Source organism: Embleya sp. NPDC056575 (genome assembly GCF_042793325.1).
Lineage (GTDB): Bacteria > Actinomycetota > Actinomycetes > Streptomycetales > Streptomycetaceae > Embleya.
This window is the reverse complement of the sequence record NZ_JBHTVA010000113.1, coordinates 1-16,068: the sequence shown is the minus strand read 5'-3', so window position 1 is coordinate 16,068 and position 16,068 is coordinate 1. Positions and strand designations below refer to the sequence as shown.

10 protein-coding genes are annotated in these 16,068 nt (G+C 71.0%); 4 read left to right on the top strand and 6 right to left on the bottom strand.

Features of this window, described 5'->3' with window-relative positions; all coding sequences use genetic code 11:
• Window positions 1–13: 13 nt before the first annotated feature.
• From ACFRCG_RS46005 to ACFRCG_RS45980, 6 genes are all read right to left on the bottom strand, one after another.
• Window positions 14–1,396: a hypothetical protein gene (locus ACFRCG_RS46005; RefSeq protein WP_380042650.1), complete on the bottom strand. Its 1,383-nt coding sequence runs from the start codon at window positions 1,394–1,396 to the stop codon at window positions 14–16.
• 47 nt (window positions 1,397–1,443) lie between these two features.
• On the bottom strand, window positions 1,444–2,238 hold the full coding sequence (locus ACFRCG_RS46000; RefSeq protein ID WP_380042649.1) for a hypothetical protein: 795 nt from the start codon (window positions 2,236–2,238) through the stop codon (window positions 1,444–1,446).
• A complete protein-coding gene (locus ACFRCG_RS45995) occupies window positions 2,235–3,425 on the bottom strand; it encodes a hypothetical protein (protein ID WP_380042648.1) in 1,191 nt (396 codons plus the stop codon). Before ACFRCG_RS45995 ends, ACFRCG_RS46000 begins: the two co-directional genes overlap by 4 nt.
• A 23-nt stretch (window positions 3,426–3,448) precedes the next feature.
• Window positions 3,449–5,122: a WxL protein peptidoglycan domain-containing protein gene (locus ACFRCG_RS45990; RefSeq protein WP_380042647.1), complete on the bottom strand. Its 1,674-nt coding sequence runs from the start codon at window positions 5,120–5,122 to the stop codon at window positions 3,449–3,451.
• A gap of 281 nt (window positions 5,123–5,403) precedes the next feature.
• The gene (locus tag ACFRCG_RS45985; protein ID WP_380042646.1) at window positions 5,404–7,002 is read right to left on the bottom strand and encodes a hypothetical protein; all 1,599 of its coding nucleotides are present in this window, start codon (window positions 7,000–7,002) and stop codon (window positions 5,404–5,406) included.
• A gap of 338 nt (window positions 7,003–7,340) precedes the next feature.
• Window positions 7,341–8,171: a hypothetical protein gene (locus tag ACFRCG_RS45980; RefSeq protein WP_380042645.1), complete on the bottom strand. Its 831-nt coding sequence runs from the start codon at window positions 8,169–8,171 to the stop codon at window positions 7,341–7,343.
• A 734-nt stretch (window positions 8,172–8,905) separates the two neighbouring features.
• On the opposite strand from ACFRCG_RS45980, the gene ACFRCG_RS45975 reads away from it, so the two are divergent.
• From ACFRCG_RS45975 to ACFRCG_RS45960, 4 genes are all read left to right on the top strand, one after another.
• Window positions 8,906–10,156 carry a hypothetical protein gene (locus tag ACFRCG_RS45975; RefSeq protein ID WP_380042644.1) on the top strand — a complete coding sequence of 417 codons (1,251 nt, stop codon included), beginning with the start codon at window positions 8,906–8,908 and terminating at the stop codon, window positions 10,154–10,156.
• 307 nt (window positions 10,157–10,463) lie between these two features.
• The gene (locus ACFRCG_RS45970; RefSeq protein WP_380042643.1) at window positions 10,464–11,786 is read left to right on the top strand and encodes a WxL domain-containing protein; all 1,323 of its coding nucleotides are present in this window, start codon (window positions 10,464–10,466) and stop codon (window positions 11,784–11,786) included.
• 435 nt (window positions 11,787–12,221) lie between these two features.
• Window positions 12,222–14,582 carry a hypothetical protein gene (locus ACFRCG_RS45965; protein WP_380042642.1) on the top strand — a complete coding sequence of 787 codons (2,361 nt, stop codon included), beginning with the start codon at window positions 12,222–12,224 and terminating at the stop codon, window positions 14,580–14,582.
• Window positions 14,583–14,923: 341 nt separating this feature from the next.
• On the top strand, window positions 14,924–16,051 hold the full coding sequence (locus tag ACFRCG_RS45960; protein ID WP_380042641.1) for a hypothetical protein: 1,128 nt from the start codon (window positions 14,924–14,926) through the stop codon (window positions 16,049–16,051).
• The last annotated feature ends 17 nt before the right edge of the window (window positions 16,052–16,068 follow it).

Below are 16,068 nucleotides of genomic sequence, written 5' to 3'. Positions count from 1 at the left end.
AACCGACCGGACGTCAGACCTGGTTGCGGATCCGACGACGGTAGGGCACGAACAACATCAGCGCGATCGCCGCGAGCACGGCGGTGCCGGCCGCCATCGCGAACGCGGTCATGCCACCGCCGGAGGCACCGGTGTGCGCGAGGTCGCCGGTGCTGCCGCCGGTGGAGCCGCTGCCGCCGTTGGTGCCGACGTTGCCCGTGGGCGACTGGGTCAGCGTGGGCGGCGGGGTGCCGGCGTCGCCCTTGGCCTTGAGGGTGGCCGAGACGTCGGTGTGGGTGACCGTGCAGGTGGTGGTGGACTTGGCGTTGATGGAGCCCAGCGACGCCTTGGTCGCGATCTTCAACTGGCCCGGCGTAAAGGTGTAGTCGCCGCCGCCCCACACGTCGAACTTGCCGGTGATCGGCCCGTCCACCTTCAGCGGGTCGCCCCCGTTGACCTTGACCGCCTTCTCCGGGCCGACCAGCTCCAGCGGAGCCTTGGTCGAGCCCTGCGCCACGTCGATGGTGATCGTGGGCACGAACTTGAGGTCGATGTCGCTGCCGGGCAGGCTCGACGGGGCCTTGCCGACCAGGTTGTCCTTGAACGAGGCCGAGATGTCCAGCTTGGCGCCCTTCGTGGCGGTACTGGGCACGGTGACGGTGACCCCGTAGGTCGCCGTCGTGTCCGGGATCTCGACCGGGAAGTCCTCGACCACCGTCTTGCAGGTGTAGTCGACGTTCACTTCCTTGCCGTTCGGCGGGCCGGGCGGCTCGTTCGAGGTCGACGGAGACGCGGACGTCGACGGAGACGCGGAGGTCGACGGCGAGGCCGAGGTCGACGGCGAGGCCGAGGTCGAGGGGATGGCGCCGGCGTCCACCGGGAGGGTGCCGAGCTTCGGCGTGCCGTTCACCGTGCAGGGCACGTTGATGATGCCGGCGGCGTTCAGCACCAGCTTCGTCGGCGTGATGTCGATGTCGCCCTTGGCGTCGGACGGCACCTTGATCTTCGCGTTGAAGTCGGGAAGCGTGATCGGCTGACCCTTGGTGACCTGGATCTTGCCCTCCTCCCCGACGATCTTGAGGTCCTGGGTCGATCCTCCCGACGCCTTCGCGTCGAACGTCGCGGCGAAGGACACCGGCTGGGGAAGGGTCTCCGGCCCGTTGACCGGAGTGGCGCCCATGCTCACCTTGACCGTGGCCTCGCCGCCCGGCGCGGTCTTGGCGGTCGGCATCTCCAACGAGATGTTGAAGTCGTCGGTGACGTCCGGCGAGTTCGGCGGATAGGGGATCTTGCAGGTCATGTTGACCTTGATCGGAGCGGCCTGTGCCGTGGGCGCCAACACGATCATGCCCGTGCCCCCCGCCACCAACATGCCGCCGACGGCGGCGGTGGCGAGTCTTGTCTTGGCCTTGCTCATCAGGTTGTGCTCCCTTCGTCGGGGCGGGACCCACCCCGTCGTTTCGGTCAGCTGAGCGTGAGCGTCAAAGTCGCCGAATAGCTCTCGGCCGACGTGTTGCGGTCGGGCAGACGCAGGGTCAGATCCGCGCCGACATCGAATTCACCCCCTGTGACACCCGGTGAGGACGAGGTGGAGCAGAGGGTCGCGGTACGGCTCGACTGGGTCCGGTTTCCGGGCTTCGCCGAGCTGGGATACGGACCGCGCCCCGGGTGTGGCGTGCAGTACGGCTCCCAGACGAGGTTGTGCGCCTCGATCCGGGAGCCGTCCTCCGCGCGGAAGTCGGACATCGCGCCGGTGAGGGTCCACCCGTTGCGCGAACCGCGGAAGTCCTGGACGAGCATCGGGTTGAGCGCGCCCTTGGCGGTGCCGGTGCCGCGGTCCACGACGAGCCGGCTCTGCCCGGCGTTCGGGGTGCTGACCGCCAGCGGGCCCGGGTTGACGTTGCCGTCCACCCGGTCGGGGGTACGCGGTTGCTCGATCCTGGTGTCCCAGTCGAGGTCTCCGGTACCGGTGCCGCCGGTCGCGCCGCTCCCGCCGCCGCTCGTGCCGTTACCGGCGGGGCCGGAGCCGGACGGGTCCGTCCCGGTCGAACCGGTGCTCGGCGGAGCGGAGTTCGTGTCCGCGCCGGCGGTCGGCACCGGGCGGAACGTACCACCACCGCCCGGTCCGGCCTGGTCGCTGACATCGGTACGCGACGCCCCGAACTCGCCGCCGGGGCCGTAGTGGAACACCAGCACGGTGCCCGCCACGACCGTGATCGCGATGAGGGCGCCGACGCCCTTGCCGGGTCGCGGGGTCATCGATCCCCTCCCCCGGACGCGCCGGCGCGGGGGTGATCGTCGCCGCCGGGCTCGGAATCCGCGTACAGCGGACCGCCGATGGCCATCGTCTCGACCATCGAACGCATCGGGCGCTTGCTCAGGTCGACCGGGTCGACGTCGGGCCCGGCCGCCGGGCCTCGGTTCGCCGTGCGGGAATCCGACGCGCCGTCATCCGCCGCGTCCTCGGCCGACGTTCGGTTCTTGTCGGCCCTGGTCGCGCGCAACGAGGACTCGGGCAGGCCCACTTCGCGCTCGCGCTCGCCGGTGCGGCGGGCCCGCTGCTCGCCGACCAGTTCGACGACGCGCACGAACAGCCGCCAGGCCGCCACCGGGACCACGATCACCAGGAGCGCGCCGAAGATGTACACGCCCCACGGGCGGCCGACCTCCAGGGCCTGTTCGTCCACGATCTGGTTGTCGTAGGTCACCCGCCAGCTGAACGTGCCGTGTTGGCGGGGGTTCAGCTCCACCGGGAGCGAGATGGTGGTGCGCTGTCCGGGCGCGATGGTGGCGTGCGACTCGTAGTTCTCCCAGGTCGGGGCGTACACGCCTTCGTAGAAGCCGATCCGGAAGGTCGGGTTGATGATCGCGGTCTGGCCCATGTTGCCGACCTCGATCCGGAACCGGCGCTGCACCGGTGAGCCGAACCAGGTGAAGATCGAGTCCTCGCCGACCATGGCGCTGTCGATGAAGACCAGCCGGCCGGGCGTCTTGACCGTCACCGGCAGCGGAGCGTAGGGCGCGCCGTCGATCTCCAGCGGCACGCTGGCGTCCTTCGGCGGCCCGTTCATGATCACCGCGATCCGGACCACGCACGGACACGGGGACGGCGGGACGGCGGCGGTCAACGTGATCGAGATGTTGCCGCCGGGGTCGGCCGTTGCGCTCGCGGCACTGGCGGCGGCGCAGTTGACGGTGCCGCGCAGGCCGTTCTCGCCGCAGATGCTCGCCTGGACCAGGGATCCGGGGGTCCAGTCGCCACCGACGACCGACACCTTGTCCCCGGCCGCGACCTTGCCCGGGTCGATCGACGCGCTCGGTCCCGCTCCCGGCGGCGGGGGGTCGGCGGCACGCGCGGGCGCCGTGCCGCCCAGGGCTATGCAGCCCAGGAGCAACACGGCGATCAGCGCGAGCGCGGCCCCGCGGGGGCGGACGACTCGAACCACGTGACGGACCCGGTTGGCCAGGATCAACGGCCGACCCCCGCGGAGTCGGCGGAGCCCTCGACGACCGACGCGTCCGCGCGGTCTCCGACGGGTACGGACTCGGCGGCGCTCGCGGCCGGCTGCTTCGCGGCCTCGGCCTCGCTCTCGGGCGCCGCCTCGGAGCCGGCCGGCTCCGCGTCGGCCGCGACCTCGGTCTCCCGGGCCGCCGTCGCGCCGGCGCCGGCGTCGGGTTCGGCCGCGTTGTCCGCGTCCTGGGCGGGCTGCTTCGCGACGGGGGCCGCCGCCTCGCCATCGGCCGGCGTGCCCTCGGCCGCCTTCACGTCCACCGCCGGGTCCGAACCCGCTTCGGCCGACTCCGACTCGACCGACGCCGATTCGGCCGCAACGGCCTTGCTCTCGTCGCCCGCCCCGTCCTCGTCCCGCTTGTCAGCAGCGGCCGCAGCGCCCTCCGCCTGCGCGGCCTCGGCCGCGCTCGCCCCGGTGACGGCCTCCTTCGCCGCTCCCTCGCCCGCAGCGGCCTCCGCCGCGTCCGAAGCCCCCGCCTTCGCGAGTTCGACCGGCTCCGACGCCCCGGCCACACCCGGTGCGGCGGACGCCGTGGGCGCGGCCGGAATCGGCGGCAGCACCGTCGTATCGTCGTTCGGACCCACCGGCCCCTTCGGTTCGGCCGGGTCCCCGCCCTTGCCCTTGCGTCCGTTGCGCCACAGGCCCCAGCCGAGACCGGCGAGGACCAGGATCGCGGCCAGCGTGAGCAGGCTCGGCCACGGCGCGGCGGTGTACGAAGTGCTCGCCGAGTCTTCGAGCTTCTGGTCCGGAGCCACCGCGCCGACCTTGACCGTGACGTGGTCCAGGCGCGGCGCGTCCTTCCACTCGACGACCTTCTCGACCGTCGAGCCGGGCAGGATCTCGATGCCCTCCTCGGTCTTGCCCATCAGCTTGCGGCCGAACAGCCCCTCGACCTTCAGGTCGAATTTGGGCCGCAGGATCACATTGCCCCGGTTGACGATCCGGTAGGTGATCGTCGCCTTGCTCGACCCGAAGAACTCGCCGAAGCCGGAGTCGCGCTCGACCTCGACCTTTTGCACGTCCATCGCGGGCAACGCGTCGCCCTGTACGCGCAGGTACACCCGGGCGCCGATCTGGCGCTGGATGTTGACCTTGATCTGCCCCTGCTGCTGGGTGCCCTCGATCGCGGTGTTCAGCGCGACCACGGCGCCGGGGTGGTCACCGGGCGTGGCGTTGGGCGGGATGACGATGTTGAACGGGACCTGGCGCTTCTCCCCCGGTTGCAGGGTCAGCGTCTGGTTCTCCGGCGCCACCTGGATCCAGGTGCCGACGTCCTTCTGCTTGTCGGTGACCGTGCGCAGCGCGAAGCCGCCGTCGCGCGCGGTGTTGTACGCGTCCGCGCCGAACAGCTTCAGCGTCAGCGGCGCCTGGCTCGTGTTGTGCAGCGTCACCACGTCGGGGACGGTGGTGCCGGCGGCGCCTTCGAGGAAGAAGTAGCGACGGGCGTTTTGGCTGGTGCCGTCCGGCACGTACGGGTCGACCGACCATTCGCCGTTGCCCGCCGCCGACGCGGGCGCCGAGGCGACCAGTGTCAGGGACGCGAACAGCGTGGCCAGCACCGCGAACAGGGTGGCCAGGGATCGGGTACGTCCGCCTTGCCGGCGGATCGGTGGGGCCGGGGTGCCCGTCATCGGTGTCTCCAGCTGGTCTGTGTGCCGCGGATCGAAAGGGCCGGCTTCGGGAGCGGATCCGAAGGGCCCGCGCTGTGTGCCTGGGTGTCGCGTGCGCGGATCGTCCGAGTGCGGTGTGGGCGGGACGGGCCGGCTGCCCGCCCCACCCTCCGCTCTGCGTCGATCCGCAGCGGCCCGCCGCCGGCGGCCCGTGGGTCACGGATGGTGTCCGTGCCCCACGAGCCCCCGGTTTCCGGGCCGTTCTGGGTCTCCCGCCGATGGTTTCCGGCGGGAGATGTCGGTCAGGAGATGGAGAGGGTGAGCGTCGCGCTGTAGTTGCCGGGTGCCTGGTAGGCCGGAACCGCCAGGCTCAGACCCGCGTCGGCCGCGAAGGTGCCGCCGGTGACCGCCGCGTTGGGCGCGGAGGCCAGGGTGGCGCCGGTCGTGCCGATCGGACCCGCGCTGCCGGCCACGGCCTGGCTGGGCGAGCCCTCGCCCGGGGTGATCTTCGGTGTCCAGGAGAACTTGTCCGCCGCGATGGTGCCGCCCGAGCCGTTGGTGAAGTCGGTGACCGCGCCGGTCAGCGTCCAACCCGTGGCGCCGCCGCGGTAGTCCTTGACCGTCACCGTGTTCAGCGCGCCGGTCATGTTCTGCTGAGTGCCGTTGAGGGTCACGTCGGAAAGTTTGATCCCGCCGTTCTCCTGGGAGATCGTCAGGCCGCCGCCGGCGATCGAGCCGGTGAGGTCCTGCTTCAGCGTGCCGGCCGGGGGGTTGCCCCCGTCGACCGTGAACGGCGCGCCGGCGGACAGTGTGCCGGCGGTGTCCTCCGACCCCGCGATCAGCGTGGTGTCGGCCTTGGTGACCGTGACCTCGGCGGTGAACTTCCCGTCCGCGCCCGCCGTCGCCGTCACCGTGCCGGGCACGTCCGGCTGGTGGGCGGCGTTGGTCGGGACCACGTACACGGCGGCGTTCGGCGTGTAGCCCTCACCGTTGACGGTGACCTTGGTGCCGACCGGCCCGTGGGTCGGGTTCAGGGTGAGCTTGCGCGGGTTGCTCGGGACGTCCGCCTTGACCGTGACGTTCGAGGTCTTGGACTTGTCGCCCACGGTGACCTTGAGCTGGTACGAGCCGTCCGCGACCGTCGCGCCGATGGTCGCGGTGCCGGCCAGCGCGCCGTCCGTGACGGTGAGCGCGCCGGTGACCTCGGCCGGGTCACAGGCGTTGCCGCTCGCGTCGCACAGGGCGACCACGGGCGTACCCGCGGGCCAGTTCGCGCCGGCGACGGTGAGGGAGCCGCCGGGCTTGACCTGTCCCGGGGTGGTGGTCAGGGTCGGGTCGAGCGGGGCGTCGGCGACCTTGTACGAGGCGACGACACCGTTGTTCCCGGTCACCGCGCAGGTGGCGGTGGTGATCTTGTTCGCGCTGCCGGGCAGGTAGACGTCCACCGCGAACGTCTTGAGCGTCAGATCGATCCGGGTCCCCGGCGCGGCCTGCGGAATGGCCAGGTCGGCGGTGAACTCGGGCGGGTCGATGCCCTGCGTGGAACTGATGTCGGCGGTGAACTTCGGTGCGGTCAGTGTTACTTCGCCACCGGTGCTCAGGGTGAAGGTGTACTGGCCGACGAAGCCGATGCCGTTGAACGGGGTGTCCGTCCGCAACGGGTTCTCACCCGCGTCGATCTTGGCCTGCACCGTCCCCGGTGCCGAACCGGTGTCCGGCGTGAGCGTGACGTCGAACGTCTGCTTGCCGGACTTGTTCCAGTGCAGGATCGGCTCGGTGCAGGTCAGGTCCGGGTTGACCGACGCGGCCGACGCCGCCGGCGCACCCGCGACCAGTCCCGCGGTACCCGCGATCATCGCGACGCCGAACGACGCGGTGACCTTCCTGCTGGGTTTGAACATGTGGTGCTGCTCCCTTCTGGGGGTTGCCACCGCCACCGGGGGCGGGGCGGTCGAACACCACACCGGAGCGGGTGCCGGGGAGCACTGCACTGCCCCGAGCCCGGCGCTCCGGTGCCGTACCTGGGCGGTCGCCTCGCTCGAGATCGGTGGCACACGGCCGAGGCGGCCGTCCCGCTGTCCGTCGATTCCCCTGCGGGACACGGACCCCACACAATGAATTGAAACGTGTTACAGATTCAGGCGAGCCATTCACCCGCGATCGCCTCGCGGAGTCAATAGCGTCGGCAAGCGCCGCGGTCGGCCCCCCGAGCCCGGGAGGCCGACCGTCCGCGTCCGGGTCAGGCGTTGCGCGAGGAGCGCACCCGACGGGTCGCGAGCAGCACACCGCCGATGCCGAGCAGACCGACGGTCCCGCCGAGCAGGCCCATCGAGAGCGCGTCGTCCATCGGACCGGTCTTGGCCAGCGAGTCGTTGCCGGCCGTGGTGCCCGACGTGGAGGTCCCCGTGGAGCTTGTGGAACTCGTGGAGCTCGACGAGGAGGAGGAACCCGAGCTGGTCGAGCCCGAGTTGGTGCTGCTTCCCCCGGTCGTGCTCGCGGCCGGGAGCGTGATCGAGAAGGCCGGCTGGGCGGCGGCGTCGGTGACCGTACACGGGACGTTCAGCGTCAGCGGCGGCTCGACGACCTGGATCTTGAGCGCGAAGGTCTTGGGAATCAGGTCCACCTTGCCGGCAGCCTTCGTGGGCAGCGCGACGTTGGCCGCGAACGCGGGAACGTCGATGCCGACGGCAGCCTCCACCTTCAGCTCCGAGGTCGCACCCACGGCGGTGAGCACTGCGGATCCGCCGTCGTACTTGGCGGTGAACGTCACCGTCGGGGTGATCTTCACCGTGGTTCCAAGCGGCGAGGCGGCCGGGCTGACCCCCGGGTCGATGGTCAACTTGATCGAACTGCCCGCCGTGCCCGTGTCCGGACCCGTGACGGTGAAGGCCTGCGGGCCGCTCACCGAGTCCTTGCCCATGGCCTTCTTGACCAGTTCCTCGTTGAAGTCACACTTGAGGTTTGTGTTGGACGTCGCCGCGCCCGCCTGCGGCGCGAACGACATCATGGCGCCCGCCATGACGGCGAGCGCCGCCAAGCCACCCGCTGTTCGCTTAATGGGCCTGCCCATACGGTGGTTCTCCCTTCGGGGGATCTCTTGCTCGTCGAGAAGTCCTGATCGAAACGGCCGGAGCGACACGCGATCGGCAGGGCCGTTTTGGCGGGTCGGCCCGCACCGACCCGGCACGCGCCCCGACTCATCGGGTACACGCGGTCGCCACACCCGACTTCCCCCTTTCGAGGCGCGGACCGGGCGGGAAAACCGGACCGCGCAAGCACCGGCGGGGACACGCCTTGCGTTCCCTGAGCGGGGCTTTCTCGGCGCATCCGGGAGACATCGAGACTGTTCCAGTACTTGATGTCACGTCAGATCTTCGGGTGACGGTACGACAAGTGGCATGAGCGGACAACAGCGAAAAGCAGAAAATCTGCATCCGTCGGACACGGTTCCATATCGCGCGACCTGCGAAATCACTCTGTCGACAAGGCGGTTGACAGGGCCTCACATTTTCGACACGTGTCGCGTACACACGTCTTGCCAAACCCTTGCGAACCCGCCGACTTCCCACCCTGCGCCGAACCGACTCCGGCCCCGCCCCCAAAGCCTCGGCCCGCCGCCGCACAGGTCCGCGGGCCGGCACGTCCCGAACGCGCCACAGCCCGCCCGGGGCCCTTGACACCACGTCGGGCATGCCGAATCAATGGGCGTTTGGCCCATATATGGAACACGTTTCAAGCCGACCCGAGCATCGACGACCACGTTCGATCGTGCCCGGGGTCGGCCCGGAAAGGAGCGTCCCGCACATGGTTCCACCCCGCAGGAGGCTGTTCGCGATACCGGCGGCGGTCGTCCTCGTCGCCGGTGCGGCGGGTCTCACGGCGGTCGCACCCGCGGCACAGGCGGCACCCGTGGAGCACGAGGTGAGCTGCCGACCGCCACTCGCCGGCGGACCCGTCTTCACCTGGAAGCCGAAGGTCGAGCTCTCCGTGTCGCCGCCGAAGCAGGGCACCTACAAGGTGGGCGAGGAGGTCACCGTCACCTGGCACTGGGTCACACCACCGCGCAACCCGTGGACGTGGACCTGGGTCACCCCGAACTCCGAGACCCCCAAGGCCACGGTCAAGCTCTCCGCCGCCCAGGTCGGCGACGTCGAACTCACCGGCCCGGCCCGGCACCCGGGCGCCGACGGCGCGCAACCCCTGCCGGTCGCCGACCCGACCGGGAAGTTCACCATCGCGGCCGAGGGCCGGATCGACCTGGCCCCCGGTGCGTACGTACTCCAGCAGTTCCTGATCCAGGACTCGCCCTGCACCCCGGTACACCCCGACCGGCTGCCCGTCTCGACGAGCATCCAGGTCGGCACGCCCCCGACCTCGGGCCCCGGCACCGGCGGATCCGGCAACCCGTCCGCCGGCGGATCTGCCGGCTCCGGCGGCACCCCGTCCGCCCCGCCCACGAGCGGCGCGCCCACCGACCCCACCACGGGGGCGATCGGCGACCCGACCCTCGGCGGCACCGGCGCCTCGCCGGGCGCGGGCATCCCCGGTGCGGGCACCACGCCCCCGCCCGGAGTCCCCCCGCTCCCGCCCGCCGGACAGGTGCCGCAGACGCCTGCCGACACCGTGGCCGGGCCGCTGTTCATGCGGCAGAACTCGGCGGGTGTGACCATGCCGGAGTTCCGACCCGGCGATACGACACAGGAGTTGGAGGGTCGGCTCAACCCGGTCACCATCCAGGACCGGCGCGGCAGCACCCTCGGCTGGACGCTGACCGCGCAGAGCAGCGACTTCGTCGGCGAGGGCGGTGAGGTCGTACCCGCCCGACGACTCACCTGGATCCCGGCCTGCACCACCGTCGAGGGCCCGCCCGCGGCCGTCGGCACCGGCGTGCCCGGCACGGTCGGCGGCGACGCCGAGGTGCTGTGTCGGCAGAACCCGAGCACCGGCGCCGTCACGGGCGGCGCGTTCGAGGCCAACGCCCTGCTGAGCCTGTCCCTTCCGGGCGGCACCCGCTCCGAGGCCTACACGGGGAATCTGACGCTCAGTCTGAGCTGAGTCACCCTCGGACACCGGGACGCCCTCCTCGCTCGAACGAGGAGGGCGTCCTTCCGGTTTTCCGGCCGTATCCCTTGACTTTGCACACCGGGTGGAGCGGAATGATCAAGCACCATTTCTGCAACACGTTCCACCGACCGGCGGGGCCGCACTTCGCGACGGCACCCGTCCGGACGCGCATGCGCCGTCGAGGCCCGCGCGGGCGTGTGCGTCCCGCCCCCCGCGCCCGGTCCTGCGACGTGGTGTTTCGGCTGCCCCGCCCACCCCGGCGCCGGCAGAGCGGTACCCGAGAAAAGGAACGCACCCTATGTTCAAGGCAAACAGGCAACTCGCCGCCTCGCTCGGCGTGGTCACGATCGCCGGCACCGTCGGCATGGTGGCCCTCGCGCCCGGCGCGAACGCCGCCGACGTGGACTACACGTCGCACTGCGTCAACCAGATCGTGCCGAACCTGGTGATCCCGGACGGCGACCTGAAGATCGACCTGTCGGTGACGCCCGCCAAGGCGCGCTACGACGTCGGCGAGGAGGTCACCGTCACCTGGACCTGGAAGTCGTACCCGAAGGCGCCGCCGGAGATCCCCGTGGTCGGCAAGGTGGACAAGGACTCCACCCTGCCCAAGGGCAGCGTCACCCTGGGCGGCGCGGCGACCGGAGCGGTCGCGGTCGAGGGTCAGCGGATCAACCCGGAGACCCTGCCGGGCCAGGAGTTGGTGCTCACCAACATGACCGGCAAGGTCAAGCTGACCCAGGCCGGCGACGTGACGCTGACCCCGGGCCTGTACTCGACCTTCACCAAGGCGTTCGGCCTGGACGCCGAGACCAAGTGCAACCCGGTGAACCCGGTCGCCCCCTCGGCCACGCTCAAGGTCGGCGCGGCCGACAAGCCGGTACTGAACGCGCCCTCGACCGCGGTCGAGCCGGGCAGCGAAGTGAGCCTGACCGGAAGCAAGTTCGCCCCCGGGGCGGTGACCGCGACGCTGGACGGGTCGGCGGCCGGGATCGCGTCCTCCACCCTCACGGTGGACGCGTCCGGCAACCTGACCGGCAACGTCAAGCTCGCCGACAACGTCGCCAACGGCGCGCACACCCTCGCGGTGGCCGACTCCGAGGGCAACAGCGGCCAGGCGCAGCTGCTGGTCCGCAAGAAGGTCGACCCGACCCAGCCCGGCGACCTGACCCAGAAGCTGGACGGCACGATCACCGCCGGCTCCCTGGCGATCTCCCAGCAGGCGGGCGGCATTCGGATGTCCGACGTCTCGGTGAGCGCCCAGGACCAGACCATGACCGGCAAGCTCAACACGGTCACCGTGTCGGACCTGCGCGGCGGCAGCGCCGGGTGGACGCTGACCGGTTCGGTCACCGACTTCGAGAACGCGGCCGGCGAGAGCATTCCCGCCGACCACTTCTCCTGGAAGCCGAAGGCCGCCAAGGCCGACGAGAAGTCCAAGGGCACCCCGGTCGCGGGCAGCGCGGGCACCATCGGCTCGGGCGCGACGCTGGCCTCGGTCCCGCAGGGCACGACCAACACCGGCGGCACCTTCTCCGCCGACGCCGACATCGACCTGAAGGTTCCGGCCTACCAGGGCGCCGGCGACTACAGCGCGACGCTGACCCTGTCGATTTCCTGATCACGGTCACGGTTGGCCGGCACGGCCGATCGGCACGGGGCGCCCACCGCAATCCCTCACCGCGCGGTGGGCGTCCCGTCGCCTATTTCCCGTACGCGCCAACGCCTTTCGCCCATCGGGCCCGCGTGTGCGACACCGGCCGGCGGCGCACACAAATCGTTGCCGCCGGAACGCGTTCCGCTGTTGACTTCGCAAACGCCCACGGGCTCAATGGGAGGCGCCGTTTTCTGGAACAGGTTTCATCGCAGGGAAAGACCGGGTGACAGCGGCGGGGTCGGGTGTCACCCCGCCGACGTCGAAAATCGGCGCACGGCACCGAATCGACCGTCCCGCGCCGCGCGGGTCACCGACGGCGACGGACCGGTCCCGGTGTGGTGTTCGACTGCTCGCTCCCCCGGCGGGCCAGGCAGGCATCCCGAGGAGGGACAGCACCACATGCTCAGACCAAGAACCAGGGAAAGCACTGGGTCCGGATCCCGCAACAAGCGCGTCGCCGGCGTACTGGGCACCGCCCTCGTGGCCGGCGCCCTGGGCGTGGGCGCGGGGGCGCAGTCCGCGAACGCGGCTCCGGTGACGTACAACGTGCACTGTGTACCGCCGAGCATCGGTGGCGGTCCGTTCGACTTCGACGCCCAGGTCGACCTCACCGTCGCCCCTGTCAAGGCGAAGTACAACGTCGGCGACGAGGTCACCGTCACCTGGACGTGGAAGGACGCGGCGAAGAACCCGTCGTCGGTGACCGTGAACGCCGACGCGGTCAAGCCGCGCGGCAAGGTCCTCGTCTCCGGCGCCCAGGGCGGCGAGATCGCCATGGAGGGTCCGCAGAAGAACGCGCAGACCCCCGGCGGCGAGAAGTTGTGGCTGTCGAACATGACGGGCACGCTCAAGATCACCAAGCCGGGCGAGTTGAAGCTCTCCCCCGGCGGTTACACCAGTACCGCGAACATGTTCGGCAGCTGGGACACGCCGTGCACGCCCAACGGCACGCCGGGCGTGGGCGCGACGCTCGCGGTGGACGGCGCGGTCAAGGCGCCGACCGTGACGTTCGGCTGGAACGTGGTCCGGCCGGGCGCGGGGATCGACGTGACCGGGGAGAACTGGCCCGTCGGTCCGGTCGGTGTCGAGTTGTGCGACCTGAACGGCAACGCCTGTGCAGCGGAAGGGGCGTCGGGCTCCACCCTCACCGTCGACGCCTCCGGAAAGTTGTCGGGCCAGGTCCGGGTCGCCGCCGGCCTGTCGGACGGTGTGCGACAGATGCGGATCGCCTCGGGCGCCACGTCGATCCTGGTACCGGTCTCGGTCGCCAAGGACGCGATGCGGCACTCCGAGCCGGTCAAGTACACCGTGCGCTACACCCCGGCGTGGGGCAACGGCCCGGCGTTCGACTGGACGCCGGAGGTCGCGCTCTCGGTGAGCCCGGCCAAGACGTGGTACGAGATCGGCGACGAGGTCACCGTCGGCTGGAAGTGGATCGGATACCCGCGCAACCCGTCCGGCTGGGTCGTCGCGCTGAAGGACACGGTGACGCCCAGCGGCACCGTGAAGCTCTCCGGCGCGCAGACCGGCGACGTACAGGTCACCGGCGACAAGGGCAACCCGGCCACCCCGGGCGGCGACGTGCTCAAGGTCAACGACATGAAGGGCACCTTCAAGGTCGCCAAGGCGGGTCGGATCGACCTGACACCGGGCGGATACGGCCTCAAGGTGATCACCATCGCGTCGAGCGGCGCGCCCGTCGGCACGCCGGCCGTCTCGCAGTCGATCATGGTGGGCGCGCCGGCCCAGCCGAGCCTGGTGGTCGCGCAGACCCTGCTCAAGCCGGGTGACCCGGTGAATCTGTCCGGGGAGAACTGGCCGACCGGCCAGGGCAATCCGCAGGTGCAGCTGTGCCAGGAGGACGGTTCCGGCTGTATCGGTTCCGCGTTCACCGCGGGCACCGGTTCGGTGGCCAAGGACGGTGCGCTCACCGCCCAGGCGACGCTCGGTACGCAGGTGCCGCCGGGGAATTACCTGGTGAAGGTCACCGTCGGGATCGCCACGGTGTCCCAACCGGTCACGGTGACCTCGGCGGTCGTCCTGCCCCGGGCGATCACCGCGACCCCGGATCGTGGCCCCTCGGGCACGAAGGCGCACGTGACGGGGCGGAACTTCACCCCCGGCGCGGCCGTCGTGCTGGAGACCCTGGACCCGAACCTGGGTCTCACCGGTGACACCACCGAGGTCGCCGCCGGTCCCGACGGGACGTTCGCCGTCGATCTGACGGTGACCAAACCCGGGACGACCCAGATCCGGGCGGCGGAGAAGAACGACCGCGACAAGATGGCGCTCGCCCCGTTCACCGTCGAGGGCGGCGGTCCCGGCGAGGAGCCGGGCACGTTGTCGATGACCCAGGCCGGGACCGGCGTCCTGCTCGCGGACGTGCCTTTCGCGAACCGGGACCAGACCATGACGGGCTCGCTGAACGCGGTCACCGTCACCGATGCCCGCAAGGGCACGCTCGGCTGGCAACTCACCGGCTCCGTCTCGGACTTCAAGGCGGACGGCGGCTACTCGCTGCCCGCGTCGGCGTTGTCCTGGACTCCTCGGTGCGTGGCCGAGCCGAACTCGGCGAGCCAGGTCGTGACCGGCTCGGCGGGTACGGTCAACGGCGGGCTTTTGTGCAGCTCTGCCGCGTCCACGGATCCGGCGCACAAGACCGGTGGCGTGTTCAGCGCGAACGCGGGCCTGTCGCTCGCGGTCCCGGCGTACCAGGCGGCCGGGACGTACACGGGAACCCTGACGCTGACCGTCTCCTGACGGCACGTCGGCCCCACGCGGGGCGCTCTCGCACCTTCGGTGCGGGGGCGCCCCGTTCGCGTATCCGGACCCGGGGCAACTCGCGACCGAGGAAAGTGGAACTTGTTCCACCGCTTCCGGACGACACGTGTCAGTGCAGGTCAGGGCCCTGTCGAAGACCTCCCGCCGGGCCGACGGGGGCTTTCGCACCTCTTGACTTCGACAGGCGAAAGCGCATCAATGTGACCCGCCCCACTTCTGGAACACGTTCCACTTAGCCACGCGCGTATCCGCCCCCATGCCGCCGACGCGACGCCAACGCCCGCCGCCGGCAAGGAACGCAGGACAGGGAGCCGCACCTCATGAAGCAGCGCACCAAGCGCCTGACCGCCGGACTCGGCGTCGGCACACTGGCGATCACCGGATTCCTCGCCGCCGCCCCCGTCGCCTTCGCCGGCACCGCGACGCCGACCGTCACGTGCTCGCTGCCGCTCGGCCAGGGCGACAAGACCGGACCGATGTCGGTGACCGTGGACGGTCCGACCACCGCCGGGCCCGGCGAGACGGTCGACCTGAAGATCACCCTCGGCCCGAGCCCGGCGACCAGCCCCGCCGCGCTCAACGGGATCAAGATGACGCCGTCGATCGACTTCGCCCTGTCCGGCGGCGCGACCGGCTCGGTCACCCTCGCCGGCGCCGAGACCACGATCGACATCCCGGCGAACACGCCGATCCAGAGCCCGCCCTTCTCGGTCCGGCTCCAGATCCCGGCCACCGCGACCGGCACCGTCGACCTGACGCCGACCAAGACCACCACCGCCACGGTGACGCCGTACGGCAACTTCACCACGCCGTGCGCGGTCACCGGCGGCTCCGGCGTGGTGCAGAGCATCGCCGTGCGGAGCACGCCCGAGACGGCCACCCTGAGCGCGTCTCCGGGCACCGTGGAGGCCGGCAAGGAGACCACGCTCGCCGGTACCAACTGGACCAAGGGCGGCACGGCCACGCCGTCCCTGTGCGCCGCGGACGGCACCGCGTGCAACCCGGCGGGCATCTCCGCCAACAGCCTGCGGATCGGCGCCGACGGCGTGCTCTCCGGCGGCGTGACGGTCGCCCCCGGCACCGCGGACGGCGCGTACAGCGTCCAGGTCACCGACGGCAGCCGCACCGCCTCCACGCCGCTGACCGTGAAGAAGGTCGAGGTTCCGGTCCCGCAGCGCAAGGTGACGCTCAGCAAGAGCACGGTGCGGCCGTGGACGTTCGTGAAGGTGTCCGGGGAGAACTTCACCCCGAACACGCTGATCGCGCTCGCGGGTGTGGAGGGCGCGAACCCGACCTTCAACTTCGGCCTGGCCTGGACCGACCGCGACGGCAGGTTCAGCTCGTGGATCCTGGTGACCAGCAAGAAGACCACCGGTATCACCGCGGTCGAGATCGACACGAGCTTCAAATTCGACAAGCTCGGCATGGCGGGCATCACGGTGAAGTAGCCCGCGCCGCACAAACG

Coding starts and splice junctions, on each gene's coding strand:
- ACFRCG_RS46005 (WP_380042650.1), bottom strand. CDS start 1,396: ATGAGCAAGGCCAAGACAAGACTCGCCACCGCCGCCGTCGGCGGCATG.
- ACFRCG_RS46000 (WP_380042649.1), bottom strand. CDS start 2,238: ATGACCCCGCGACCCGGCAAGGGCGTCGGCGCCCTCATCGCGATCACG.
- ACFRCG_RS45990 (WP_380042647.1), bottom strand. CDS start 5,122: ATGACGGGCACCCCGGCCCCACCGATCCGCCGGCAAGGCGGACGTACC.
- ACFRCG_RS45985 (WP_380042646.1), bottom strand. CDS start 7,002: ATGTTCAAACCCAGCAGGAAGGTCACCGCGTCGTTCGGCGTCGCGATG.
- ACFRCG_RS45980 (WP_380042645.1), bottom strand. CDS start 8,171: ATGGGCAGGCCCATTAAGCGAACAGCGGGTGGCTTGGCGGCGCTCGCC.
- ACFRCG_RS45975 (WP_380042644.1), top strand. CDS start 8,906: ATGGTTCCACCCCGCAGGAGGCTGTTCGCGATACCGGCGGCGGTCGTC.
- ACFRCG_RS45970 (WP_380042643.1), top strand. CDS start 10,464: ATGTTCAAGGCAAACAGGCAACTCGCCGCCTCGCTCGGCGTGGTCACG.
- ACFRCG_RS45965 (WP_380042642.1), top strand. CDS start 12,222: ATGCTCAGACCAAGAACCAGGGAAAGCACTGGGTCCGGATCCCGCAAC.
- ACFRCG_RS45960 (WP_380042641.1), top strand. CDS start 14,924: ATGAAGCAGCGCACCAAGCGCCTGACCGCCGGACTCGGCGTCGGCACA.